The 21,617-nt window shown below is 73.3% G+C and carries 22 protein-coding genes; 18 read left to right on the forward strand and 4 right to left on the reverse strand.

Annotated elements, in window-relative coordinates; genetic code table 11:
* Positions 1 to 37: 37 nt before the first annotated feature.
* Entirely contained in the window at positions 38 to 931 is an 894-nt protein-coding gene (sigJ, locus tag ACWEJ6_RS03870) for an RNA polymerase sigma factor SigJ (RefSeq protein ID WP_452421029.1), read from the forward strand.
* Here the strand turns inward: sigJ and ACWEJ6_RS03875 are convergent.
* Entirely contained in the window at positions 928 to 2,352 is a 1,425-nt protein-coding gene (locus ACWEJ6_RS03875) for an MFS transporter (protein ID WP_452421031.1), read from the reverse strand. The genes sigJ and ACWEJ6_RS03875 overlap by 4 nt on opposite strands.
* Before the next feature lie 69 nt (positions 2,353 to 2,421).
* Here ACWEJ6_RS03875 and ACWEJ6_RS03880 point away from each other — a divergent pair, with 69 nt between their 5' ends.
* Positions 2,422 to 2,910, forward strand: coding sequence for a winged helix-turn-helix transcriptional regulator (locus ACWEJ6_RS03880; RefSeq protein ID WP_358282985.1), 489 nt, complete (start codon positions 2,422 to 2,424; stop codon positions 2,908 to 2,910).
* Between the two features lie 34 nt (positions 2,911 to 2,944).
* Here the strand turns inward: ACWEJ6_RS03880 and ACWEJ6_RS03885 are convergent, their stop codons facing one another.
* Complete coding sequence (locus tag ACWEJ6_RS03885) at positions 2,945 to 3,793, reverse strand: NAD(P)H-binding protein (protein ID WP_452421033.1); 849 nt, start codon at positions 3,791 to 3,793, stop codon at positions 2,945 to 2,947.
* Positions 3,790 to 4,821, reverse strand: coding sequence for a saccharopine dehydrogenase NADP-binding domain-containing protein (locus ACWEJ6_RS03890; protein ID WP_452421035.1), 1,032 nt, complete (start codon positions 4,819 to 4,821; stop codon positions 3,790 to 3,792). The genes ACWEJ6_RS03885 and ACWEJ6_RS03890 overlap by 4 nt, the downstream gene beginning before the upstream one ends.
* Positions 4,822 to 4,888: 67 nt before the next feature.
* Between ACWEJ6_RS03890 and ACWEJ6_RS03895 the strand changes: the two genes are divergently transcribed.
* Positions 4,889 to 5,491, forward strand: coding sequence for a TetR/AcrR family transcriptional regulator (locus ACWEJ6_RS03895; RefSeq protein ID WP_452421037.1), 603 nt, complete (start codon positions 4,889 to 4,891; stop codon positions 5,489 to 5,491).
* On the opposite strand, the gene ACWEJ6_RS03900 is transcribed toward ACWEJ6_RS03895, so the two are convergent.
* On the reverse strand, positions 5,477 to 6,031 hold the full coding sequence (locus tag ACWEJ6_RS03900; RefSeq protein ID WP_387668550.1) for a copper chaperone PCu(A)C: 555 nt from the start codon (positions 6,029 to 6,031) through the stop codon (positions 5,477 to 5,479). The two genes, ACWEJ6_RS03895 and ACWEJ6_RS03900, sit on opposite strands and share 15 nt — an antisense overlap.
* Positions 6,032 to 6,141: 110 nt before the next feature.
* On the opposite strand from ACWEJ6_RS03900, the gene ACWEJ6_RS03905 reads away from it, so the two are divergent.
* From ACWEJ6_RS03905 to ACWEJ6_RS03975, 15 genes are all read left to right on the forward strand, one after another.
* Positions 6,142 to 7,482 (forward strand): lanthionine synthetase LanC family protein, encoded by a 1,341-nt coding sequence (locus ACWEJ6_RS03905; protein ID WP_358282994.1) that lies wholly within the window; start codon positions 6,142 to 6,144, stop codon positions 7,480 to 7,482.
* Between the two features lie 347 nt (positions 7,483 to 7,829).
* Positions 7,830 to 8,348, forward strand: a complete 519-nt coding sequence (locus ACWEJ6_RS03910) for a flavin reductase family protein (RefSeq protein WP_352349501.1) — start codon at positions 7,830 to 7,832, stop codon at positions 8,346 to 8,348.
* On the forward strand, positions 8,345 to 9,256 hold the full coding sequence (locus ACWEJ6_RS03915; RefSeq protein WP_452421039.1) for a glutathione S-transferase C-terminal domain-containing protein: 912 nt from the start codon (positions 8,345 to 8,347) through the stop codon (positions 9,254 to 9,256). The genes ACWEJ6_RS03910 and ACWEJ6_RS03915 overlap by 4 nt, the downstream gene beginning before the upstream one ends.
* Positions 9,253 to 10,575, forward strand: coding sequence for an NtaA/DmoA family FMN-dependent monooxygenase (locus ACWEJ6_RS03920; protein WP_452421041.1), 1,323 nt, complete (start codon positions 9,253 to 9,255; stop codon positions 10,573 to 10,575). Before ACWEJ6_RS03915 ends, ACWEJ6_RS03920 begins: the two co-directional genes overlap by 4 nt.
* Positions 10,572 to 11,741, forward strand: coding sequence for an LLM class flavin-dependent oxidoreductase (locus ACWEJ6_RS03925; protein WP_452421043.1), 1,170 nt, complete (start codon positions 10,572 to 10,574; stop codon positions 11,739 to 11,741). The genes ACWEJ6_RS03920 and ACWEJ6_RS03925 overlap by 4 nt, the downstream gene beginning before the upstream one ends.
* The gene (locus ACWEJ6_RS03930) at positions 11,738 to 12,772 is read left to right on the forward strand and encodes an LLM class flavin-dependent oxidoreductase (RefSeq protein WP_387668538.1); all 1,035 of its coding nucleotides are present in this window, start codon (positions 11,738 to 11,740) and stop codon (positions 12,770 to 12,772) included. Before ACWEJ6_RS03925 ends, ACWEJ6_RS03930 begins: the two co-directional genes overlap by 4 nt.
* Positions 12,769 to 13,857, forward strand: coding sequence for an LLM class flavin-dependent oxidoreductase (locus tag ACWEJ6_RS03935; RefSeq protein ID WP_358283002.1), 1,089 nt, complete (start codon positions 12,769 to 12,771; stop codon positions 13,855 to 13,857). Before ACWEJ6_RS03930 ends, ACWEJ6_RS03935 begins: the two co-directional genes overlap by 4 nt.
* A gap of 111 nt (positions 13,858 to 13,968) precedes the next feature.
* Positions 13,969 to 15,591 carry a TIGR04028 family ABC transporter substrate-binding protein gene (locus tag ACWEJ6_RS03940; RefSeq protein WP_452421046.1) on the forward strand — a complete coding sequence of 541 codons (1,623 nt, stop codon included), beginning with the start codon at positions 13,969 to 13,971 and terminating at the stop codon, positions 15,589 to 15,591.
* Positions 15,588 to 16,517: an ABC transporter permease gene (locus tag ACWEJ6_RS03945; RefSeq protein ID WP_358283006.1), complete on the forward strand. Its 930-nt coding sequence runs from the start codon at positions 15,588 to 15,590 to the stop codon at positions 16,515 to 16,517. Before ACWEJ6_RS03940 ends, ACWEJ6_RS03945 begins: the two co-directional genes overlap by 4 nt.
* Positions 16,514 to 17,302, forward strand: coding sequence for an ABC transporter permease (locus tag ACWEJ6_RS03950; RefSeq protein WP_397164833.1), 789 nt, complete (start codon positions 16,514 to 16,516; stop codon positions 17,300 to 17,302). Before ACWEJ6_RS03945 ends, ACWEJ6_RS03950 begins: the two co-directional genes overlap by 4 nt.
* On the forward strand, positions 17,299 to 18,846 hold the full coding sequence (locus ACWEJ6_RS03955; RefSeq protein ID WP_452421048.1) for a dipeptide ABC transporter ATP-binding protein: 1,548 nt from the start codon (positions 17,299 to 17,301) through the stop codon (positions 18,844 to 18,846). The genes ACWEJ6_RS03950 and ACWEJ6_RS03955 overlap by 4 nt, the downstream gene beginning before the upstream one ends.
* Positions 18,843 to 19,835 carry a putative FMN-dependent luciferase-like monooxygenase gene (locus ACWEJ6_RS03960; RefSeq protein WP_387668528.1) on the forward strand — a complete coding sequence of 331 codons (993 nt, stop codon included), beginning with the start codon at positions 18,843 to 18,845 and terminating at the stop codon, positions 19,833 to 19,835. Before ACWEJ6_RS03955 ends, ACWEJ6_RS03960 begins: the two co-directional genes overlap by 4 nt.
* On the forward strand, positions 19,832 to 20,416 hold the full coding sequence (locus tag ACWEJ6_RS03965; RefSeq protein WP_452421050.1) for a CMD domain protein: 585 nt from the start codon (positions 19,832 to 19,834) through the stop codon (positions 20,414 to 20,416). Before ACWEJ6_RS03960 ends, ACWEJ6_RS03965 begins: the two co-directional genes overlap by 4 nt.
* Positions 20,413 to 20,979: an alkylhydroperoxidase domain protein gene (locus tag ACWEJ6_RS03970; RefSeq protein WP_357990849.1), complete on the forward strand. Its 567-nt coding sequence runs from the start codon at positions 20,413 to 20,415 to the stop codon at positions 20,977 to 20,979. Before ACWEJ6_RS03965 ends, ACWEJ6_RS03970 begins: the two co-directional genes overlap by 4 nt.
* Positions 20,976 to 21,596 (forward strand): VOC family protein, encoded by a 621-nt coding sequence (locus ACWEJ6_RS03975; RefSeq protein WP_452421052.1) that lies wholly within the window; start codon positions 20,976 to 20,978, stop codon positions 21,594 to 21,596. Before ACWEJ6_RS03970 ends, ACWEJ6_RS03975 begins: the two co-directional genes overlap by 4 nt.
* Positions 21,597 to 21,617: the final 21 nt, after the last annotated feature.

A 21,617-nucleotide genomic window follows, 5' to 3' on the forward strand; every position in this document is an offset into this window, starting at 1 on the left:
GGGGCCACAAAGGCTCTCAAAGGACATGATGCCTGGAATGACGGACGTTTTCGGCGGCCACAGGGAGCTGCTGTTCTCCATCGTCTACAACATGCTCGGCAGCGTCTCCGACACCGAGGACGTGCTCCAGGACACCTGGCTGGCCTGGTCGTCGCGGGACCCGGACGAGATCGGCAACCCGCGCGCCTACCTGGTGCGCATCGCCGTGAACCAGGCGCTCGCGCACCAGTCGGCGCTGCGCCGCCGCCGCGAGACCTACGTCGGGCCGTGGCTGCCCGAACCCCTGGTCACCGCGGCTGACGGGCCGGCCGACGGGGCGGAGGACGTGGTGCGGGGCGAGTCGGTGTCGCTGGCCCTGCTGGTGGTGCTGGAGACGCTGACCCCGCTGGAGCGGGCCGTGTTCGTCCTGCACGAGGTGTTCGCCTTCCAGCACACCGAGATCGCCGGCATGCTCGGCCGCAGCCCCGCCGCCGTACGCCAGCTCGCGCACCGGGCCCGCGAGCACGTGCAGGCCCGGCGTCCGCGTTACCGGGTGGACGCGCACGTCCAGCAGGAGGTGACCGAGCGGTTCGTGGCGGCGGCGTTCGGCGGCGACCTCGACGCGCTGATGGAGCTGCTGGCGCCGGAGGTGACCCTGTGGGCCGACGGCGGCGGCAAGTCCGTGGTGGGCGGGCCGCGTCCGGTCCGGGGCCGCGACAAGGTGGCCCGGCTGCTCGTCGCGCGCACCGCCCAGCCGATGGAGGGGCTGGACATCCAGTACCGGGAGACCAACGGGGACCCGTCGGCGGTGGTGTTCGTGGAGAACGCGCCGTTCGCCGTCATGGTCGTCGATCTGACCTCCGACGGGTCGCAGGTGCGCGACATCTACACGGTCGCGAACCCCGACAAGATCTCCCGGGTGCGCAAGGAGCCGGGGGCGGACCCGTCCTAGCCGACGGTCTCGGGCACCGGGCTCTCCACGGGCGCGGCGGCGGCGCGGGCACGCAGGCCGAACGCGGTCACCAGCACCGCCGCCACCGCGACGGCCAGCGGGACGGCCAGGGCGATCCGCAGAGAGTCCAGGGTCGGCGCGGCGCCCCCGCCGAGCGCGGCCACGTTCACGGCGGTGACCGCCGACAGGCCGAGCGCGGTCCCGAACTGCATCGCCGTGTAGAGCAGGCCGCCGGCCAGGCCCTGCCGGTCCTCCGCCACGCCCTCGGTCGCGGCCATGGTCAGCGGGCCGTAGGTCAGCGAGAAGGCCAGGCCGAGCAGGAGCATGGTGGGCAGCATGGCGGCGTACGTCCAGTCCGGGCCGACCGGCAGGAACAGCGCGTACGCCAGCGCCGACAGCACGATCCCGGCGAACAGCACGCGGGCGTTGCCGAACCTGTTCACCAGGCGCGGCGTGAGCGTGGGGGCCAGCACCGTGTCGATGCCGATCACCAGCATGGCCAGGCCGGTCTGCAGGGTGCTCCAGCCGCGAACCTCCTGCAGGTAGAGCGTGGCCAGGAACTGGAACCCGGCGAACGAGGCCAGGAAGAGCAGCGCGCCGAGGTTGGCCCGGACGAGCGGCCCCGAGCGCAGGATGTCCAGCCGGACCAGCGGGTTGGACGAGCGGCGTTCGATCAGCACGAACAGGGCGAGCAGCAGCAGCCCGGCGGCGAACGTCGCGACGGTGGCGCCGGAGCCGTCCGCGGGCGCCTCCAGGCGGACCACGCCGTACACGAGCAGCAACATCGAGCCGGTGATGGTCAGCGCCCCGGCCAGGTCGAACGAGCCCCGCACCCGTTCGCCGGAGTCCTTGACCAGCGGGACGGCGGCCAGCAGGATCACCGCCGACAACACCACGGGGGCGAAGAACACCCAGCGCCAGCCGATCGAGGCCAGCAGGCCGCCGGCGACCAGGCCGAGCGAGAAGCCGCCCGCCGCGGTCCCGGCGTACACGCCGAGCGCCTTGGTGCGCTGCGGGCCCTCGGGGAAGTTGCCGGTGACCAGCGCCAGCCCGGCGGGCGCCATGAACGCGGCGGCGACCCCCGTGACGAACCGGGCGACCAGCAACATCCATCCTTCGGTCGCCAGGCCGCCCAGCCCGGAGAAGAGCAGGAACACCGTCAGCCAGGTCAGGAACATGCGGCGGTGGCCGAGCAGGTCGGCGGCCCGGCCGCCCAGCAGCATGAAACCGCCGTAACCCAGCACGTACGCGCTGACCACGCCGCTGAGCGTGCCGGTGGACAGGCCGAGGTCGGCGCGGATCGACGGCAGCGCCACGTTGAGCATGGCCACGTCGATGCCTTCCAGGAAGACGGCCCCCGCCAGGACGAACAGCGCGCTCCACGCGCGCGCCCCCATGCGGGGGTGGTTCGAGGGAGACATGGTGAATTCCTTCCATAATGGTCGGTTCCTTCTTGTAACCAGCAGCATTTTTGGTCACCATAAGGAGCCATGGAAGACGGAACTTCGATGTCCCTCGGTCACTGCGGGGATACCGACTACGACGTGCTGCAATGGGACCAGCGGGAGGACTGCGAGGTCAGGCAGATCCTCGACCGGATCGCCGACAAGTGGTCGCTCCAGGTGATCGCGCTGCTCGACCGGCGCAGCCTGCGCTTCACCGAGCTGCGCCGCATGATCGACGGCGTCAGCCAGCGCATGCTGACCAGGACCCTGCGTCACCTGGAGCGCGACGGCCTGGTCAGCCGTACCGTCCACCCGACCGTGCCGCCCCGCGTGGACTACGCGCTGACGCCCCTCGGCGGCACGTTGCACGCCACCATCCGCGCCCTGGTCACCTGGACCGAGGAGCACCAGGGCGAGATCGCCACGGCCCGCGCCGCCTACGACGTGCGCATGGCGGCCGAGCAGGCGGCGGCGGCCGAGGAGGAGGCCGGGCGGGAGGCCGTCGCGCGCGGCGTGCTCGCGGGCCTGCGCTGACCGACCTGGTGGAGGCGGGCCGGCCAGGACGGGATCAGCGCCGGGCGGCGGCGAACTCCCCGATCGTCACCGGACGACGCCCGCCGACGCGCTCGATGCTCTCGGTGACCCGGTAGAGCGGGTGGTCGCCGGAGCCGATGAAGCGGAAGATCGCCCACAGGTGGCTCAGGTGCTCGACGGCGTACGGGTCGCGGTACACCTCGTGCGCCCGCCGCTCCCACTCCTCGGGCGGCAGGTCCGCGTAGCGCACGCCGAGGGCGTCGGCGGCCTCGGCGGCCGTCGCCATCTGGCCCGTCACCAGGCACACCGGGTCGGCCGGCGCCGGGTCCAGCAGCAGGCCCGCGCCCACCCGCGCCACGTCGGCGGCGGCGACGAGCGGGATCAGCGTGTCCGGCGGGCCCAGCGGGAGGGCCAGCTCGCCGTACGCGTCCGCCACGACGGCCAGGTTCTCGAAGAAGACCGCCGCGCGCAGGTGCACCGCGCCCACCCCCGCCCAGTCGAAGACCTGCTCCGACAGCCAGTGGCGGCGCATGCGCGGCGTCCCGGCCTCGGGCTGGGCGTCGAGCTGGGAGACCTCGACCACCCGCTCGACCCCCTCCTCCCGGGCCGCCGCCGCGAACGCGCCGGTCGCGTCGAGCAGCCCGGCCGTCACCGGATAGGTGAAGTACGCCCGCCGTACCCCGCGCATCGCGGGCCGCACGTCCCTGATCTCGCGCAGGTCGCCGACGACGACGTCCGCGCCGAGCTTGCGCAGCTCGCCGGCGCGCTCGTCGTCGGAGTGCACGAAGGCGCGCACGGCCTGGTCGCGCTGGAGCAGCTGTTCGGCCACCTGCCTGCCGGTGCCGCCCTGGGGGCCGCCGGCCGCGCCCGTGACCAGGATCATCGCCCGCTCCTTCCCGGCAGGGTGAGCCTGAGCAGCCCGAGCGCTTCGAGGTCGCGCAGGAACGGCTCGGCGGGGAACGCCTCGGCCGGGGCGAAGACGCCGGGCCCCGGCCCGTGCCCGGCGGCCAGCCGCACGGCGGCCTCGACCGAGGCCAGCGCGCTGAGCCGCCACAGGTCGCGGCCGGTGATCCGGCCGGCCGCGCCGCCGTCCTCGGTGACGACCTGGACGGCCACGGTGAACTCCGAGCCCGCCCTGGTCTCCGGGTCGACGGCCTCGCCGGTGAACGCGCCCTCCTCCTCGAAGGTGTGCGCGGTGAGCTGTGCCTCGACCCAGCGAGCGGGCACGTGCCTGGGCACGGTGACGACCTCCGACGACGGGATCGGCGCGATCATCGTCCGCGGGCCGAGCGGCGGCGGGAAGGGGAAGACGGCGTTGCGCGGCTCGACGTACCCGACGTGCTGGGCGCCGTCGCTGAAGGTGATGCGGCGGGTGTCGGCGAACAGCAGCTCGGCGGTCCTGCGCGCGCCGGTGGTCAGCCGCCAGCCGGACACGGCGTACGCGCTGGTCACCCGGTCGATGCCGGTCAGCCCGGCGGACACGGCCGCGGCCAGCAGGTCGCCCATGCCGCCGTAGAAGCTCATGGCCGTGATCATCGTGATGCCCGCGGCCGCGGCGGGCTCGGACATGGCGTCGAACATCCACTTGGTGTGGTGCTGCTCCAGGGCGTGGTCGACGTAGTGGCAGCCGGACGCCGCGGCGGCGCGGGCCACGGGCCGGCCGGTGTCGGTGAAGGGCCCGGCACAGTGGACCAGCACGCCGGCCTCGGCGGTGAGGGCCCGCAGGGCGTCGGCGTCGTCGAGCGGGGCCTCGTGCACGCGGGCTCCGCCGAGCTCGTCGGAGACGGCCTTGAGGCGGGCGGCGTCGCGGCCGGCCAGGATCACCTCCAGGCCGCGGGCGCGTAATTCCGCCGCCACCAGGCGTCCGGTATGACCACTTGCTCCGTAGACGGCGATGGGTTCTGCGGACACGATCGGCCTCCATGTTCCATACTTCTGGTACGTGATTCGAACATACGTACTAGGAGTATGGAAGTCAATGAGCCGCCGTACCCAGGCAGAACGCACGGACGAGACGACGGCGCGGCTGGTGGGCGCCGCGCGCCGGCTGTTCGGCGAGAACGGCTACGCCGACACCTCGATCGACGCCGTCGCCGCCCGCGCGGGGGTGACCAAGGGGGCCGCCTACCACCACTTCGGCGGCAAGCCGGCGCTGTTCCGGGCGGCGTTCACCGGCGAGCTGGCCGAGGTCGCGGCGGCCCTGGAGCGCGCCGGGGCTCAGGAGGACGACCCGCTGGCGGCGCTGCGCCGGGGCCTGCGCACCTTCCTGGAGCACTGCCTCGACCCGGGCTTCCGGCAGATCGTGCTGCTCGACGCGCCCTCGGTGCTGGGCTGGGAGACCGCCCGCGAGATCGAGTACGACCACCTGCTGCGGGTCCTGGCCGGCGGCCTGCGCCGGGCCGCCGAGGGCGGCCGGATCGAGGGCGGGAACGCGCCCGCCCGCGCGCAGCTCGTGTTCGGCGCCGTCTGCGAGGGCGGCATGCTGCTGGCCCGCTCCGCCGACCCGGACGCCGACCTGCCGCTGATCGCCGCAGAGCTGGACCGGCTGCTGTCGGCGCTGCGGCCGTCAGTGGCCGGTTGAGTGGCCGGTCCGGTGCCGGGGCGCGTGGGGCGGGGCGTGGCCCGGCGCCGCCGGAGTGGTCGCGGGGCCGGGCGAGCCGGCGGGGGACTGGGTCGCGTTCTGCTTCACGGGCACGTACACGCGCACGGCCCCGGCGTCGCGGAAGGTGAAGGTCATGGGCACGGTGGCGCCGCGTACGCCGGTGACCGTGCCGAGCGGCTGGTCGCCCGCGCCCACGGGCTGGCCGGGCCGGATGTCGGCGGCGGCGCCGGAGAGCTGCACCGAGCCGCCGCCGTCGACGGTGATCCGCTGGAGCTGGTCGGGCTTGTGGCCGTCGTTGATCAGCACGGCGTAGAGGTTCTGCTCGGCGGCGGGCGAGGTCGGGGTGGCCGCCTGGCCGGCGGCGGCTCGCAGGTGGGCGTTGCGCACGTGTATGACGCCCTTGGCGTCGGCGTTCGCGCCCTCGTTCTGCGGCAGGTGCTGCCCTGTGTCGTATCCGGTGTTCGTGCAGCCCGTGACGCCCAGGGCCAGGATCGCGGCACAGATGATGGGACGCTTCACGACGCCCTCCCCATTCGATACTCCACGTCACCGTTCCGTTACCCGCGATGATGGAGGCGAACCCTTGAGAAAAGGCCGATTTTCCTACCGGAAGTGTGGGAGAATGGAGTATGGGCTTGGACCGGACCCGCTCGCCGAGTGAGCGCGCCGAGACTCCGCTGACCGCCGCGATCATGGCGGGCCGCTGGATCCGCACCGCCGCCGTCGACGACGGCAGAGGCCGCCACTGGCGCGCCAACCCCGACCCCCGTGGCAGGTCGGCCGCCGCCGGCGACTCCGCCTCCCTGTACGCGGGCGCGGCCGGCATCGTGCTGTTCTTCCTGGAACTGGCCGCCGCCACCGGCCACGAGGCGTACCTGGACGACGCCCGCAGAGGCGCCCGCTACCTGGCCGCCACCTGGCGCGAACGCGCCGACCTGACCCTCTACCACGGCCTGACCGGCACGCTCGTCGCGCTGATCGAGGCCGGCTGGGCCTTCGGCGACGGCGTCTTCGAGGAGGAGGCCGTCGCGGTGGCCGACACGATCGTCCGCGCCGCCCGCCCGCTGGACGGCGGCCTCGGCTGGACCCGCGAGCCCGCCCAGCGCGGCGACGGCGGGATCGTGCTCGGGCTGCTCCAGGCCGCCGCCGCGCTCGGCGTGCGCGGCTACGAGGAGACGGCGGTGGCGGCGGGCGAGCGCATCGCCGGGCTCGCCGTGCCCGGCCATCGTTTCGGCGACTGCGCCGACCTGCCGCTCGACGCCGTCACCCCGGGCTTCCTGTCCGGCACGGCGGGCACCGCCTTCCTGCTGGCCAGGCTCCACGGCGTCACGGGCGAGCGGCGTTTCCTGGAGGCGGCCGCCCGTGGCGCGGGCTTCGTGCGCGAGGTGAGCGCCGTGGCGGGCAGGTGCGCCGTCGTCCCGCATCACGTGCCGCAGGGGCGCGAGCTGCACTACCTGGGCTTCTGTTCGGGCTCGGCGGGCGTGGCCCGGATGTTCTACGAGCTGTACCGGGTCACCGGCGACCCCGGCCACCTCGACTGGGTCGAACGGCTCGCGCACGGCGTCGTCGAGAGCGGCGCCCCCCTCCGCCAGACCGACGGCTTCTGGAACGTGGCCTGCCAGTGTTGCGGCGCGGCCGGGCTGCTCGAACTGTTCGTCGGCCTGTGGGCGGCGACCGGCGACGAGGCGCGCCTCGCGCAGGCCCAGGTGCTCGCCGGGCACCTCATCGGGCGCGGCGACAACCACGACGGCCAGGGGTTCCGCTGGTACCAGGCGTACCGGCGGCTGCGGCCGGGCGAGGTGAGCGCGGACACCGGGTACATGGTCGGCGCGGCCGGCATCGGGGCCGCCCTGCTGCACCTCGACGCCGCCATGCAGCCCCGGCAGGCGCGCCGGGTCATCCTGCTGCCGGACAACCCCTTCCCGGCGATCCCCGTGCCACCCGCCAAACTTCGCGATTCATCCCAATAAGGTATTCCCTTTAAAACCAGTAGGGAATATTGACTTGAGGCTCGCGGCGGCCTAGCGTCGTTGGCATGAGCCAGGGCACTCTCCTGACCAGGCGCCCGCACGTGGACTTCGGCCACGTCGCCAGCGCGCAGTGTCGTTGATCACGGACCAGCAGCCGCCCGCCTTCCCCTGAGCGCTCCAGCGTGGCCGACGTCGTCCACGCCTCCGCTGACGAACCCTTGCGTGCCCCCTTCCCGGCGCTCCCGGCCCGGCCGCCGGGAGCGGCGTGAGCACGCCCTCTCTCCCGTGAGGAGCCTTTCCGTGATCGCAAACAGAACCGTCCGCCCGTACCGAGCGGAGGCCGGCGCATGACCGACACCCTGCCCGACCAGCAGGCCGTCGGCGCCGACGTGTTCCGCCAGGCGCTCGCCGTGCACGCCAGCGGAGTGGTGGTGATCACCGCGCAGAGCGAGGGCATCCCCGTGGGGCTCACCGCCACCTCGTTCTCCTCGGTCAGCCTCGACCCGCCGCTCGTCTCCTTCTACGTGGACCAGTCCTCCACCACCTGGCCATGGTTGCGGGGAGCCGACCACTTCGCGGTCAACATCCTGGCCAGCGACCAGGCCGAGCTGGCGGCGCGGTTCGCGCGCAAGGGGGTGGACAGGTTCGCCGCGCCCACGCGGTGGCGGGCGGGGCCGCTCGGCGCGCCGCTGCTCCAGGACGTCTCCGCCCACCTGATCTGCCTGCCGTACGAGACCGTCGAGGTCGGCGACCACGTGCTGGTCGTCGGCCTGGTGGCCGAGGCGGCCACGCACAACGCCGGCCGTCCGCTGCTCTACCACCAGGGCCGGTTCGGCCGCTTCCTACCCCACCAGGAGAACCTGTGACCGCCACCACCGGCACGCCGGTCTACGCCGGCCCGCTCGACCGCATCGCCTACGGCCGCTACGGCCCCGGCCGCCTGCACCTGTCGGCCGGCTGGGACCGCCCGGTCTACCCCTTCCAGGACCGCGTCACCGCCGACGGGACCAGCGGCTACCGCGCCGAGCCCGGCCGCTACCACGTCTATGCCGCCTGGACCTGCCCCTACGCCCAGCGCGTCGCGATCGTCCGCAAGCTCAAGCGCCTGGAGGACGTCGTCTCGCTGTCGTACGTGGACGACGAGCGCGACGGCCGGGGCTGGGCCTTCAGGGAGCGCAGGGGCCCGGACCCGGTCAACGGGTTCGCCTTCCTGGAGCAGGCCTACGACGCCACCGAGAAGGGCTACCCGGGCCACATCTCGGTGCCCGTGCTCTGGGACAGGGCGCGGCGCAGGATCGTCAGCAACAACTTCCCCGACATCACGATCGACCTGGCCACCCAGTTCGAGAAGTGGGCCGACACCTCGGTCGACCTCTACCCCGAGCACCTGCGCGCCGAGATCGACAAGCTGAACGCGTGGATCTACCACGACGTCAACACCGGCGTCACCCGGGTGGCCCCCGCCGGCACCGAGGCCGCCCGCGAGGAGGAGCGCCACCGCGTCGTCGCGGCCCTGGAACGCCTGGACGAACGCCTGGCCGAGCAGCGGTTCCTGACCGGCGACACGATCACCGAGGCGGACGTGCGGCTGTGGGTGACGCTGGCCAGGTTCGACGCGCTGCACAACCGCGAGCACCTCATCAGCGAGCGCGAGCTGCCCGACTTCGAGCACCTCTGGGGCTACGCCCGCGACCTCTACCAGCGCCCGGCGTTCGGCGAGACCATCGAGGGCCTGCCCGCCGCCTGGGACACGCCGCACGGGCGGGGCCGGTGACGCGCAAGAGGCAGGTGCACCTCGCCGCGCACTTCCCCGGCGTGAACAACACCACCGTGTGGGCCGACCCCCGGTCGGGGAGCCAGATCGACTTCGCCTCGTTCGTCCACCTCGCCAGGACGGCCGAGCGCGGCACGTTCGACTTCTTCTTCCTGGCCGAGGGGCTGCGGCTGCGCGAGCTCAAGGGCCGCATCCACGACCTGGACGTGGTCGGCAGGCCCGAGGCGCTGACCGTGCTCAGCGCCCTGGCCGCGGTGACCTCGCGGCTCGGGCTCGCGGGCACGGTCAACGCCACCTTCAACGAGCCGTACGAGCTGGCCAGGCGGCTGTCCACGCTCGACCACCTGAGCGAGGGCCGGGCCGCCTGGAACGTGGTGACCACCTCCGACGCCTTCACCGGCGAGAACTTCCGCCGCGGCGGCTTCCTCGACCCCGCCGACCGGTACCGGCGGGCCGAGGAGTTCGTCCGGCTGTCGCGCGAGTTGTGGAACTCCTGGCAGCCGGACGCCGTGCTCGCCGACCAGGGCGCGGGCCGCTTCCTGCGGGAGGGCGCGATCGGCACGGTCAGCCACCGGGGCAGGCACTTCACCGTCGAGGGCCGGTTCACGCTGCCGCGCTCGCCGCAGGGACACCCGGTGATCATCCAGGCCGGCGACTCCGACGACGGCCGCGAGTTCGCCGCCGCCCACGCCGACGTGGTCTTCACCCCGCACGGCGGGCTGGAGGACGGCATGCGCTTCTCCGCCGACGTCAAGGGCCGCCTGGCCCGGTACGGCCGGGAGCCCCACCAGCTCAAGATCATGCCCGGTGTGACGTTCGCGCTGGGCGACACCGACGAGGAGGCCGCCGAGAACGCGGCCAGGATCCGGCGGCAGCAGGTCGGGCCGCAGACCGCGATCGCGTTCCTGGAGCAGGTGTGGGGGCGGGACATGTCGGCCTTCGACCCCGATGGACCGTTCCCCGACGTCGAGCCGGACCTGTCCCAAGGCGTCTCCCAGGGACGGGTGCCGATCAAGGACCGCGCCGAGGTGGCGGCCAAATGGCGGGCGCTGGCCGCGGAGAAGGGGCTGAGCATCCGCGAGCTGGTGATCGAGGTCACCGGGCGGCAGACGTTCGTCGGCACCCCCGAGGGCGTGGCCCGGCAGATGGACGAGCACGTGCAGGCCGGCGCGGCCGACGGTTTCATCCTCGTCCCGCACCTGACCCCCGGCGGGCTGGACGAATTCGTCGACCGGGTGGTGCCGGCGCTGCGCGAACGCGGCGTCTTCCGCACGGAGTACACCGGGACCACCCTGCGCGAGCACCTGGAGCTGTCATGACGCTGCACCTGGCCGTGGCCCTGGACGGCGCCGGGTGGCACCCCGCCGCCTGGCGCGCGGCCCCCGGCACGCGGCTCTTCTCGGCCGGTCACTGGGCGGGGCTGGTCGCCGAGGCCGAGCGCGGGCTGCTGGACTTCGTCACCATCGAGGACGCCCTGGGCCTGCAGTCCACCCGGCCCGACGGCCCCGACGACCGCACCGACCAGGTACGCGGCCGGTTCGACGCGGTGCTGCTCGCGGCCCGGCTGGCGCCGCTGACCACCAGGATCGGCCTGGTGCCGACGGCCACCACCACGCACACCGAGCCGTTCCACGTGGCCATCGGCATCGCCACCCTCGACCACGTCAGCGGCGGCCGGGCGGGCTGGCGGCCGCAGGTCTCGGCGCGGGCGAGCGAGGCGGCCCACTTCGGCCGCCGCCGGTTCGCCCCGCTCGACCAGGTGCTGAACCGGCCCGGCGGGGTGGACCTGTCGGCCGACCCGCACGTCCGCGCCCTGTTCGCCGAGGCCGCCGACGCCGTGGAGGTGGCCCGGCGGCTCTGGGACAGCTGGGAGGACGACGCCGAGATCAGGGACGTGGCCACCGGCCGGTTCGTCGACCGCGGCAAGCTCCACCACATCGACTTCGAGGGCGGGTTCTTCTCGGTGCGGGGGCCGTCCATCACGCCCAGGTCGCCGCAGGGGCAGCCGGTGGTGGCCGCGCTGGCCCACGCGCGGCTGCCGTACGAGTTCGCGGCGGGCGGCGCGGACGTCGTCTTCGTCACGCCGCGCTCGGCCGAGCACGCGCGGGAGATCGTCCAGGAGGTCCGGGGGCTCTCCGGCGACCTGCGGATCTTCGCCGACCTGCTCGTCTTCCTGGGCCCGGACGCGGCCCGGCGCAAGGCGCGGCTCGACGAGCTGGACGGGGCCGAACTGACCTCCGACGCGGCGATCTTCACCGGCGACGCGGGGGAGCTGGCCGACCTGCTGCTGGAGTGGCGGCGGGCCGGGATCGAGGGCTTCCGGCTGCGGCCGGGGGCGGTGCCGTACGACCTGGAGCGGATCAGCCGGGAGCTGACGGCCGAGCTGCGCGGGCGCGGGGCCTTCAGGAGCGGGTACGAAGCCCGGACGTTACGCGGGCTGCTCGGCCTGCCGCGCCCGGCGAGCAGGTACGCGGAGGTGTCATGAAATTTCTGGGCATCACATTGATCGTCCACAGCGACGGCCGGTCACCCACGCAACGATTCCGCGAGGTCGTCGAGACCGCCGTGCTCTTCGAGGAACTGGGCTTCGACGGCTACGGCGTGGGCGAGCGGCACGAGCGGCCCTTCATCTCCTCCTCGCCCCCGGTCGTGCTCAGCCACATCGCCGCCAAAACGTCCAGGATCAGGCTGTTCACCGCGGTCACCACGCTGAGCCTGCTCGACCCGGTCCGCGCCTACGAGGACTACGCCACGCTCGACCACCTGTCCGGCGGCCGGCTCGAACTGATCGTCGGCAAGGGCAACGGCGCGGCGCAGGCCAGGCTCTTCCACGTCACCGCCGCGGACCAGTGGGAGCGCAACCGCGAGTCGTACGAGCTGTTCCGCCGCCTGTGGCGGGAGGACCGGGTCACCTGGCAGGGCCGCTTCCGGCCCGCGCTGACCGACGCCGAGACCTGGCCGCGCCCGCTGCAACGGCCGATCAGGGTCTGGCACGGCAGCGCCACCAGCAAGGAGTCGGTCGAGCTGGCCGCCCGCCACGGCGACCCGCTGTTCTCGGCCAACGTCACCAACCCCATCGAGCCGTACGCCGAGCTGATCGACCACTACCGCGAACGCTGGGCCCATCACGGCCACGACCCCGCCGACGCCCTGGTCGGGGCGGGCAGTGCGGGCTACTACGCGGCCCGCACCTCGCAACGGGCGCTGGCCGAGTACCGGCCGATCTACCAGGCCCGCCTGGAGACGTTCCGGCGGGCCGGGGTGCGGCCGGTCTTCCCCACCCTGGAGGACGCCGTCGAGCGCGGCTCGATCCTGGTCGGCAGCCCGCAGCAGATCATCGACAAGGTGCTGCGCTACCACAAGCGGTTCGGGCACGAGGTCATGCACCTGCCCGCCGATGCCGACGGCCTGACGCCGGGGCAGCACCGGGAGACGCTGGAGCTGTTCCAGACCGAGATCGCGCCGGCACTGCGCGCGGAGATCCCCAGCCGCCCGTTCCCGGGGAGCGCGTCATGAGCCTGTCCGTCCTCGACCTGGCCCCCATCAGCTCGGGCGGCACCGCGGGCCAGGCGTTACGCGACACGATCGAGCTCGCCCGGCGCGCGGAGGAGTTCGGCTACGCCCGTTACTGGCTGGCCGAGCACCACTTCGCCCCGGGCGTGGCCGGCTCGGCCCCCGCCGTGCTGATCGGCCTGGTGGCGGCGGCCACCTCGACGATCAGGGTCGGCTCGGGAGCCGTGCAGCTCGGCCACCGGACGCCGGTGTCCGTGGTCGAGGAGTTCGGGATCATCGACGCGCTGCATCCGGGCCGGCTCGATCTGGGCATCGGGCGCTCGGGGCGGCGCGGGGCCGAGCCGGCTCCCGCACGTCCCGCGAGCACGGAGGCCAGGGTGGTGGACGGGCTGCTCGTCCCGCCGCCCTTCGACTGGTCGCGGCTGGCGAAGATCCCCCGCCTGGCCTTCCAGGCGAGCCTGCTCCAGCAGCCCGGAGCGGTGACGCCCGACTTCGCCGACCAGGTCGACGAGGTGCTGGCGCTGCTCGGCGGGACCCACGAGGCGCACGTGACGCCCGGCGAGGGGGCCGACGTCCAGGTGTGGATCCTGGGCAGCAGCGGCGGGCAGAGCGCCCGGGTCGCGGGGGAGCGCGGATTGCCGTTCGCGGCCAACTACCACGTCAGCCCGTCGAGCGTGCTGGAGGCCGTGGAGGCGTACCGCGAGGCGTTCAAGCCGTCGGACGAGCTGGCCGAGCCGTACGTCATCGTGTCGGCCGACGCGGTGGTGGCCGAGGACGAGGCCAGGGCGCGTGAGCTGGCCTCGCCGTACGGGTTGTGGGTGCGCAGCATCAGGACGGGGGCGGGCGCGATGCCGTACCCGACGCCGTCGGAGGCGGCCCGGCACGTCTGGACCGAGGCCGACCGCGCGCTGGTCAAGGACCGGATCGACACGCAATTCGTCGGCACGCCGCGGGCCGTGGCCGAGGGGCTGCGCGTGCTGCGCCGGGTCACCGGGGCCGACGAGTTGCTGGTCACCACCATCACCCACGACCCCGCCGACCGCGTGCGCTCCTACGAACTGCTCGCCGAGGCCTGGGCGCGTCCGTGATCCGGAGACGCCTCTGACGCCGCGACCGAAGCCCCTGGTGGCTTCGGTCGCGCGTTTGCTGTAGCCTTTTCCTACTTTTTAGGTATGTTTTGTCTGAAAGGCAGTACCCCCATGTCCTCATCCAGCCTGCGCACCGCAGCCGTCATGCTCGCCGTCGTTGGGCTCCTCGGCGCCTGTGGCGGCCAAGGGGGTGCTGCCGGCGCGGCGCCGTCCAGCGGTCAGCCGGTCTACGGCGGCACGCTGACCTACCTGGAGCACCAGCCGCCCACCTGCCTCTACCTGCCGGCCGCCGGCTTCTATCCCAACGGCGGCATCCTCAACCAGATCACCGACAAGCTGACCTGGCAGAACCCGCAGACCCTGGAGATCGAGCCCTGGATCGCCACCAAGTGGGAGGTGAACGACGATGCCACCGAGTACACCTTCCACCTGCGCCAGGGCGTGACCTTCAGCGACGGCAGCCCGCTCGACGCCGCCGCCGTCGCCGCCAACTTCGACGTGTACGGCCTCGGGAACACCGAGCTCAAGCTGCCGGTCGCCGAGTTCGTCAACAACTACGAGCGCAGCGAGGTCGTCGACCCGCTGACCGTGAAGTTCCACTTCAAGAAGCCCTCTCCCGGCTTCCTCCAGGGCACTTCGGTCATCGGGGCCGGGCTGGTGTCGAAGAAGACGATCTCGCTGCCGTACGAGCAGCAGTGCCAGCTGAAGAACATCGTCGGCTCGGGCCCCTTCACGCTGAAGAACCAGATCGTCGACAAGGAGGTGGACCTGGCCGCCCGCAAGGACTACGACTGGGCGCCGCCGTCGTCGAAGCACCAGGGGCGGGCGTACCTGGACGAGATCAAGATCATCGTGACGCCCGAGGACAACGTCCGCGTCGGCGCGCTGACCTCCGGGCAGGCCGACTTCGTGCGGTACGTCCAGGCGTACGACGAGAAGACCGTCAAGGACGCCGGCTTCCAGATCTACGCCGAGCCGACCAGGGGCGTGAACAACGGCCTGTACCTGCGGCCGTCCAACAGCATCCTGAAGGACCTCGACGTGCGCAAGGCGCTGCAGGCGGGCACCGACGTCAAGGAGGTCGTGGACACCCTGTTCACCGCGAGCTACCCGCGGGCCACCTCCGTGCTCAGCCACCTCGCCCAGGGCTACCTCGACCTGTCCGAGGACCTGGCCTACGACCCGGCCAAGGCCAACGCGCTGCTCGACAAGGCCGGCTGGACCAGGGGCGCCGACGGCGTGCGCGAGAAGGACGGCGTCAAGCTGCGGCTGGGCGTCTTCGTCGCCGGCCCGCAGCCGCTGTCCAAGCAGACGCTCGAACTCGTCGGCCAGCAGTGGGCCAAGCTCGGCGTGCAGCTGGAGATCCGCCCCGCCGACGCCGGCACCCAGGCCGTGGACATCAAGGACGCCGAGAAGACCGCCGTCGCGCACAGCATGGTCGGCCGCGCCGACCAGGACGTCATCAAGAGCCACTTCCACAGCCAGAACCGCGACGTCATCCTGTCCAAGGACAAGAAGCTCGACACCCTGCTGGAGGAGGAGTCCGCCGAACCCGACAACGCCAAGCGCAACGCCAAGGTCGGCGAGATCCAGCGGTACGTGATCGACCAGGGCTACGCCATCCCCCTGTTCGAGGAGCCCCAGGTGTACGGCGGCGCGCCGTACGTCAAGGGCGTGGCCTTCGAGGCGGTCGCCCGGCCGTGGTTCTACTCGACGTGGAAGGCCCAGCAATGACCAGGTATCTCCTGACGCGGGCCGGGCAGGCGGTGCTCGTGCTGTGGGCCGCCTTCACCGCGAGCTACGTGCTGCTGCAACTGCTGCCCGGCGACTCGATCCTGATCAAGTTCCAGAACCCCGAGCTCGGCCTGTCGCCGCAGCAGATCGCCGACATCCGGGCCTACTACAGCGGCGGCTCGCCGGTCGGTGAGTACCTGCGCACGCTGACCGGCTTCCTGACCGGCGGCTTCGGCTACTCGATCGACACCGGCACCCCGGTGGTCGAGCGGCTGGGCGAGGCGCTGCCCGAGACGGCCCGGCTGGCCTCGGCGGCGTTCGTCCTGGCGGTGCTGCTCGCCGTGGTGATCGCGTTCGTGGCGAGCTACAGCAGGACGTCGTGGCTGCGCGGGGCGCTGCTGTCGGTGCCGTCGCTGTTCATCTCGGTCCCGGCGTTCTGGCTGGGGATCCTGCTGATCCAGGTCTTCTCCTTCCGGCTGCGGCTGGTGCCGGTCATCGGCGGCGGCGAGCTGCAGCAGCTCGTCCTGCCGGTGCTGACTCTGGCCGTGCCGATCTCGGCGCCCATCGCGCAGGTGCTGGCGCGCGGCATCGACCAGGTGTACGCGCAGCCGTTCGTGCCGGTGATCGCGGCCAAGGGCGCCACCCGCTGGTGGATCCTGTGGCGGCACGTGGCGCGCAACGCCGTCCTGCCGACGCTGACCGTGGCCGGGCTGACGTTCGGCGAGCTGATCGCGGGCTCGGTCGTGACGGAGACCGTCTTCGGCCGCAACGGCATCGGGCGGCTCACCGAGCAGGCCGTGACCGCCCAGGACACGCCGGTGATGCTGGCCGTGGTGGTGCTCGCCGCGGCGGTGTTCGTCCTGGTCAACTTGGTGGTGGACGTGTTGTTCCCGGTGCTCGACCCGCGGCTGAAGGCGGCGTCGTGAGGGCGGGCCTGATCCTGGCCTGGACGGTGATCGCCGTGGCGCTGCTGTGGGCGGTCGTCCCGGGGCTGTTCACCGGGTACGACCCGATCGCCGGCGTGCCGGTCGAGAAGCTCCAGGCGCCGAGCGCGCAGCACCTGTTCGGCACCGACGCCGTCGGGCGGGACGTGTTCGCGCGGGTGGTGCACGGGGCCGTGCACTCGTTGTCGGGGGCGTTCGTCGCCGTCGCGGTCGGCCTGCTGCTCGGCACGCTGCTCGGGCTGCTGGCCGGCTCGCTCGGCGGGGTGCCCGACGCCGCCGTCATGCGGGTCGTGGACGTGCTGCTGTCGGTCCCCGGCCTGCTCCTGGCCCTGGTCGTGATCATCCTGCTCGGCCCGGGGACGGTGAACGTGGCCGTCGCGGTCGGCGTCGGCTCGGTGGCCGCGTTCGCCCGGCTGTCGCGGTCGGAGGTCGTCCGGGTGCGCCGCACCGACTACGTCGAGGCCGCGTTCGGCAGCGGCGGCCGGTTCACCGCCGTGTTGTGGCGGCACGTGCTGCCCAACTCGCTCGGCCCCGTCGTCGCGCTGGCCGCCCTGCAGTTCGGCGTGGCCATCCTGGCCATCTCGACGCTCGGCTTCCTCGGCTACGGCGCCGAGCCGCCGACCCCCGAGTGGGGGCTGCTCATCGCCGAGGGCCGCAACTACCTGGCCACGTCCTGGTGGCTGACCACGCTGCCCGGGGCCGTGGTGGTCGCGGTCGTGCTCGCCGCCGGCCGGATCAGCCGGTCCATCGCCAAGGAGTCCTCGTGAGCCTGCTCGACGTCCGCGACCTCGCGGTCTCCTATGACGGCCGCCCGGCGGTCCACGGCGTCTCCTTCACCGTCGAGCCGGGCGAGGTGGTGGCGGTCGTCGGCGAGTCGGGGTCCGGCAAGACCACGACCGCGCACTCGATCATCGGCCTGCTGCCGCGCAACGCCTCGCTCGACCGCGGCAGCGTCCTGCTGGGGGAGAACGACCTGGCGACCTGGTCGCCGCGGCGGATGGAGTCCGTCCGGGGGGCCCAGATCGGGCTGGTCCCGCAGGACCCGTCCAACTCGCTCGACCCGGTCAAGACGGTCGGGGCGCAGATCGCCGAGGTGCTGCGCATCCACAAGCGCGGCGACCGGGCCGCGGTCCGGCGCCGGGTGGTCGAGCTGCTCACCCGCGTCGGCCTGCCCGACCCCGAGACGCGGGCCCGCCAGTACCCGCACGAGCTGTCCGGCGGCATGCGCCAGCGCGTGCTGATCGCCATCGCCGTCGCGCTCGAACCCCGGCTGATCATCGCCGACGAGCCCACCAGCGCCCTGGACGTCACCGTGCAGCGGCGCATCCTGGACCTCATCGACGACCTGCGCGCCGAGTTCGGCACCGCCGTGCTGCTGGTCACCCACGACCTGGGCGTGGCCGCGAGCCGCTCGGACCGGCTGGTCGTCATGAAGGACGGCCGCGTCGAGGAGCAGGGCCCGACCAGGGGCGTCCTGGCGGCGCCCGGCGCGGACTACACCCGCAAGCTGCTGCACGACGCCCCCGCGCTGTCGGCCCGCCCCTTCCGCGAGCCGGTGGCCGCCGAGCCCGCGATCGTGGTGCGCGACCTGGTCAAGGAGTTCCGGTCGGGGCGGCGGCCTTTCCGGGCCGTGGACGGCGTCTCGTTCGAGGTGCCGCGCGGCACCACGCACGCGCTCGTCGGGGAGTCGGGGTCCGGCAAGACCACCACCGCGCGCATGGTGGTGCGCTTCGCCGAGCCCACGTCGGGCACGGTCACCGTCGCCGGGGCCCCCGACGGCCGCGGCTTCCGCCGGCACGTCCAGCTCGTGCACCAGAACCCGTACGGGTCGCTGGACCCGCGGCAGTCGGTCGCCGACATCGTGGAGGAGCCGTTGCGCAACTTCCGGCTCGGCGACCGCGCCGCCCGCCGGGCCCGCGTCGCGGAGCTCCTCGACCGGGTGGCGCTGCCCGCGGACGTGTCGTCGCGCCGGCCGCGCGAGCTGTCGGGCGGGCAGCGGCAGCGGGTGGCCATCGCCCGCGCGCTGGCCGCGGGGCCGGAGGTGCTGGTGCTCGACGAGGCCGTCTCGGCGCTCGACGTCACGGTCCAGGCGCAGATCCTCGACCTGCTCGGGCAGCTCCAGCGCGACCTCGGCCTGACCTACCTCTTCATCTCGCACGACCTGGCGGTGGTGCGGCAGATCTCGCACACCGTCTCCGTCATGAACAAAGGACGCATCGTGGAATCAGGATCCACCCGGCGGGTCTTCACCGACCCGGCCGACGACTACACCCGCGAGCTGCTCGCGGCCATCCCGGAGCCGGTGCGATGAGGCTCGGCTTCTTCACCCGCGTCCTGGACGAGGCGCCCCCGGCGGAGCGCTACCGGCTGGCCGCCGAGCAGATCGCGCACGCCGAGTCGCTCGGGTTCGACACCGCCTGGGTGGCCCAGCACCACTTCGACGGCGAGGAGGGCGGGCTGCCCGCGCCGCTGGTGTTCCTGGCCCACGTGGCGGCCCGTACCAGCCGCATCCGGCTCGGCACCGGCATCATCACGCTGCCGCTGGAGCACCCGGTGCGGGTGGCCGAGGACGCCGCCGTGCTCGACCTGCTCACCGGCGGGCGGCTGGAGATCGGGGTGGGCAGCGGCGGGACGCCGTCGTCGTTCGGGCCGTTCGGGCACGACAGCGGCGACCGCGCCGCCCTGTACGCCGAGCACCTGTCGATCCTGCTCAGGGCCTGGTCGGGGGAGGACCTGGGCGGCGGCAACCGGCTCTACCCGCCCGCGCCCCGGCTGCCCGGCGCGATCTGGGAGGCGACGTTCTCGGCCGCCGGCGGAGCGCGCGCCGGCCGGGCGGGCAACGGGCTCATGCTCTCGCGCACCCAGCCCCGGCCGGCCGACGACCCCCAGGCGACGCTGGCCGACCTGCAACGGCCGATCGTGGACGCCTACCACGAGAACCTGCCCGCGGGCGTCGTCCCGCGCATCGTGGCCTCGCGGACCGCGTTCGTGGCCGACAGCCGCGCCGAGGCGCTGCGCTGGGCCGAGCGGGGGCTCGGGCGCGGCCGGCTGCCGTGGGAGCTGCCCGGCGGCGACCTCGACAGCCGCATCGCCGCCTTCGACGTGCACGTGGGCACCCCGCAGGACGTCATCGACAGCCTGCGCGCCGATCCGACCCTCGAACGGGTCACCGACCTGGTCTTCCAGGTGCACTCGGTGGACCCGCCGCACCCGCTGGTCCTGCGTTCGACCGAGTTGCTGGCGACCGAGGTCGCCCCCGCGCTCGGCTGGCTCCCCTCCACCGAAATGAGCTCCACATGATCAACGACGTCATCGACCACCTGGCCGGGATAAGACCGGGCTCCCGCCTCGACAAGCTGCGCGACCTGCGGCCCGCCGCCCGCGAGCACGCCCAGCGCGGCTTCGACGCGCTCTTCACCCCCGACGAGGAGGGCGAGGTCACCCTCGTCGAACGCGACGCCGTCGCGGCCTTCGTGGCCGGGCTGCACCGGGACGCCGTCGTCGCCGGCTTCTACGCCGACCGGCTCGCCGAGCTGGCCCCCGGCCTGCTGAAGGCCGTCGAGACCGAGGTCGAGGCGGGCGCCACCACCGGCCCGTACGGCGTCTACCCCGCGCCGCTGGCCGCCGAGAGCGACGAGGGCCTGCGCTACCGGGTCCGCGACCCGGCCGAGCTGGGCGTCCGGCTCACCGCCGCGTTCGAGCACGCGCACCTGCTGGTCTTCCGGCCCCGCGAGGCTGATGAGCAGGCCCTGGAGGCGCTGGCCGCGGCCGGCTGGAGCCCGACGGGCGTGGTGACGTTGTCGCAGCTCGTCGCCTTCCTCGCCTTCCAGGTCCGGGTGGTCGGCGGCCTGCGGCTGCTCAACGCGGAGGTGGCGGCGTGAGCACCGGCTTCACCCAGGAACAGCTCGGCTGGCGGCCCTGGCTGCCGCCGCTCGCGCCGGAGGAGCTGACCGAGGCCCACTACGAGGCGCTGGTGGACCGGGCGCGGGCGTCATCGCCGTACTTCCTGCTGCTGGCCCGCGACCCCGAGATCCTGCACGCGCGCACCAAGACCGACAACGACATCTTCTACAACGCCGACGGCGGGCTGCCGCGCGCCGAGCGCGAGCTGGCCGCGACCGCGACCTCGCGGCGCAACGGCTGCGTGTTCTGCGCGTCGGTGCACGCCCGCTTCGCCGCCCACCACTCCAAGCGCCCGCAGGACGTGCAGCGCCTGCTCGACGAGGGGGTGGACGCGCCGCAGGACGGCACCTGGCGGGCGGTCGTCGACGCCTCGGTCGCGCTGGCCGCCACGCCCGTGGAGTTCGGGCCCGAGCACATCGCGGCGCTGCGCGCGGCCGGGCTGGACGACCTGGCGATCAGCGACACCATCCACGCCGCCGCCTTCTTCAACTGGGCGAACCGGCTCATGCTCTCACTCGGCGAACCGGAGGACCACCGATGACCGACCGTCACCTCGACCACCTCGTCTATGCCGTTCCCGACCTGCTCGCGGGGGTCGAGGACTTCGCCGCGCGCACCGGCGTGCGGCCCGTCCGGGGCGGCAGCCATCCCGGCGGCACCGCGAACTACCTGGTGCGCTTCGGGCCGACCGCGTACCTGGAGATCATCGGGCCGGACCCGGAGTCGGACGTGCGGCCGCGGGCGTTCGGGCTGGCGACGCTGACCGAGCCGCGCCTGGCCGCCTGGGCCGTGCATCCGCAGGACCTGGACAAGACCGTGGAGCTGGCCCGCGAGCGCGGCTACGACCCCGGTGACGTGCAGCCGCTGTCCCGGCGCACCCCGTCCGGCGAGCTGCTGGAGTGGCGGCTCACCCGGCGCGAGGACCCCGCCGCGATCCGTCCGGTGCCCTTCCTCATCGACTGGGGGACGACCACCCACCCGGCCGCCACGGACCTGCCGCAACTCGGCCTGGTCTCCTTCGCCGCCGTCCACCCCGACCCCGGCGCGCTCCGCCGCGACCTGGCCGCCCTCGACGTGACGCTCGACGTCACCGAGGGGCCGGAGCCCGGCCTGCGGGCCGTCGTCGACACCCCGCTCGGCCACGTGACCCTGAGCTGAACCCCGTTCGAGAGAGAAAGA

It is taken from the genome of Nonomuraea sp. NPDC004702 (assembly GCF_053601695.1).

What these genes read in the sequence shown, in the direction of transcription:
- ACWEJ6_RS03930 (WP_387668538.1), top strand. Translation starts at nt 11,738, where the DNA reads ATGAAATTTCTGGGCATCACATTGATCGTCCACAGCGACGGCCGGTCA.
- ACWEJ6_RS03895 (WP_452421037.1), top strand. Translation starts at nt 4,889, where the DNA reads ATGAGCCGCCGTACCCAGGCAGAACGCACGGACGAGACGACGGCGCGG.
- ACWEJ6_RS03940 (WP_452421046.1), top strand. Translation starts at nt 13,969, where the DNA reads ATGTCCTCATCCAGCCTGCGCACCGCAGCCGTCATGCTCGCCGTCGTT.
- ACWEJ6_RS03910 (WP_352349501.1), top strand. Translation starts at nt 7,830, where the DNA reads ATGACCGACACCCTGCCCGACCAGCAGGCCGTCGGCGCCGACGTGTTC.
- ACWEJ6_RS03960 (WP_387668528.1), top strand. Translation starts at nt 18,843, where the DNA reads ATGAGGCTCGGCTTCTTCACCCGCGTCCTGGACGAGGCGCCCCCGGCG.
- ACWEJ6_RS03905 (WP_358282994.1), top strand. Translation starts at nt 6,142, where the DNA reads ATGGGCTTGGACCGGACCCGCTCGCCGAGTGAGCGCGCCGAGACTCCG.
- sigJ (WP_452421029.1), top strand. Translation starts at nt 38, where the DNA reads ATGACGGACGTTTTCGGCGGCCACAGGGAGCTGCTGTTCTCCATCGTC.
- ACWEJ6_RS03885 (WP_452421033.1), bottom strand. Translation starts at nt 3,793, where the DNA reads ATGATCCTGGTCACGGGCGCGGCCGGCGGCCCCCAGGGCGGCACCGGC.
- ACWEJ6_RS03935 (WP_358283002.1), top strand. Translation starts at nt 12,769, where the DNA reads ATGAGCCTGTCCGTCCTCGACCTGGCCCCCATCAGCTCGGGCGGCACC.
- ACWEJ6_RS03945 (WP_358283006.1), top strand. Translation starts at nt 15,588, where the DNA reads ATGACCAGGTATCTCCTGACGCGGGCCGGGCAGGCGGTGCTCGTGCTG.
- ACWEJ6_RS03965 (WP_452421050.1), top strand. Translation starts at nt 19,832, where the DNA reads ATGATCAACGACGTCATCGACCACCTGGCCGGGATAAGACCGGGCTCC.
- ACWEJ6_RS03925 (WP_452421043.1), top strand. Translation starts at nt 10,572, where the DNA reads ATGACGCTGCACCTGGCCGTGGCCCTGGACGGCGCCGGGTGGCACCCC.
- ACWEJ6_RS03875 (WP_452421031.1), bottom strand. Translation starts at nt 2,352, where the DNA reads ATGTCTCCCTCGAACCACCCCCGCATGGGGGCGCGCGCGTGGAGCGCG.
- ACWEJ6_RS03880 (WP_358282985.1), top strand. Translation starts at nt 2,422, where the DNA reads ATGGAAGACGGAACTTCGATGTCCCTCGGTCACTGCGGGGATACCGAC.
- ACWEJ6_RS03975 (WP_452421052.1), top strand. Translation starts at nt 20,976, where the DNA reads ATGACCGACCGTCACCTCGACCACCTCGTCTATGCCGTTCCCGACCTG.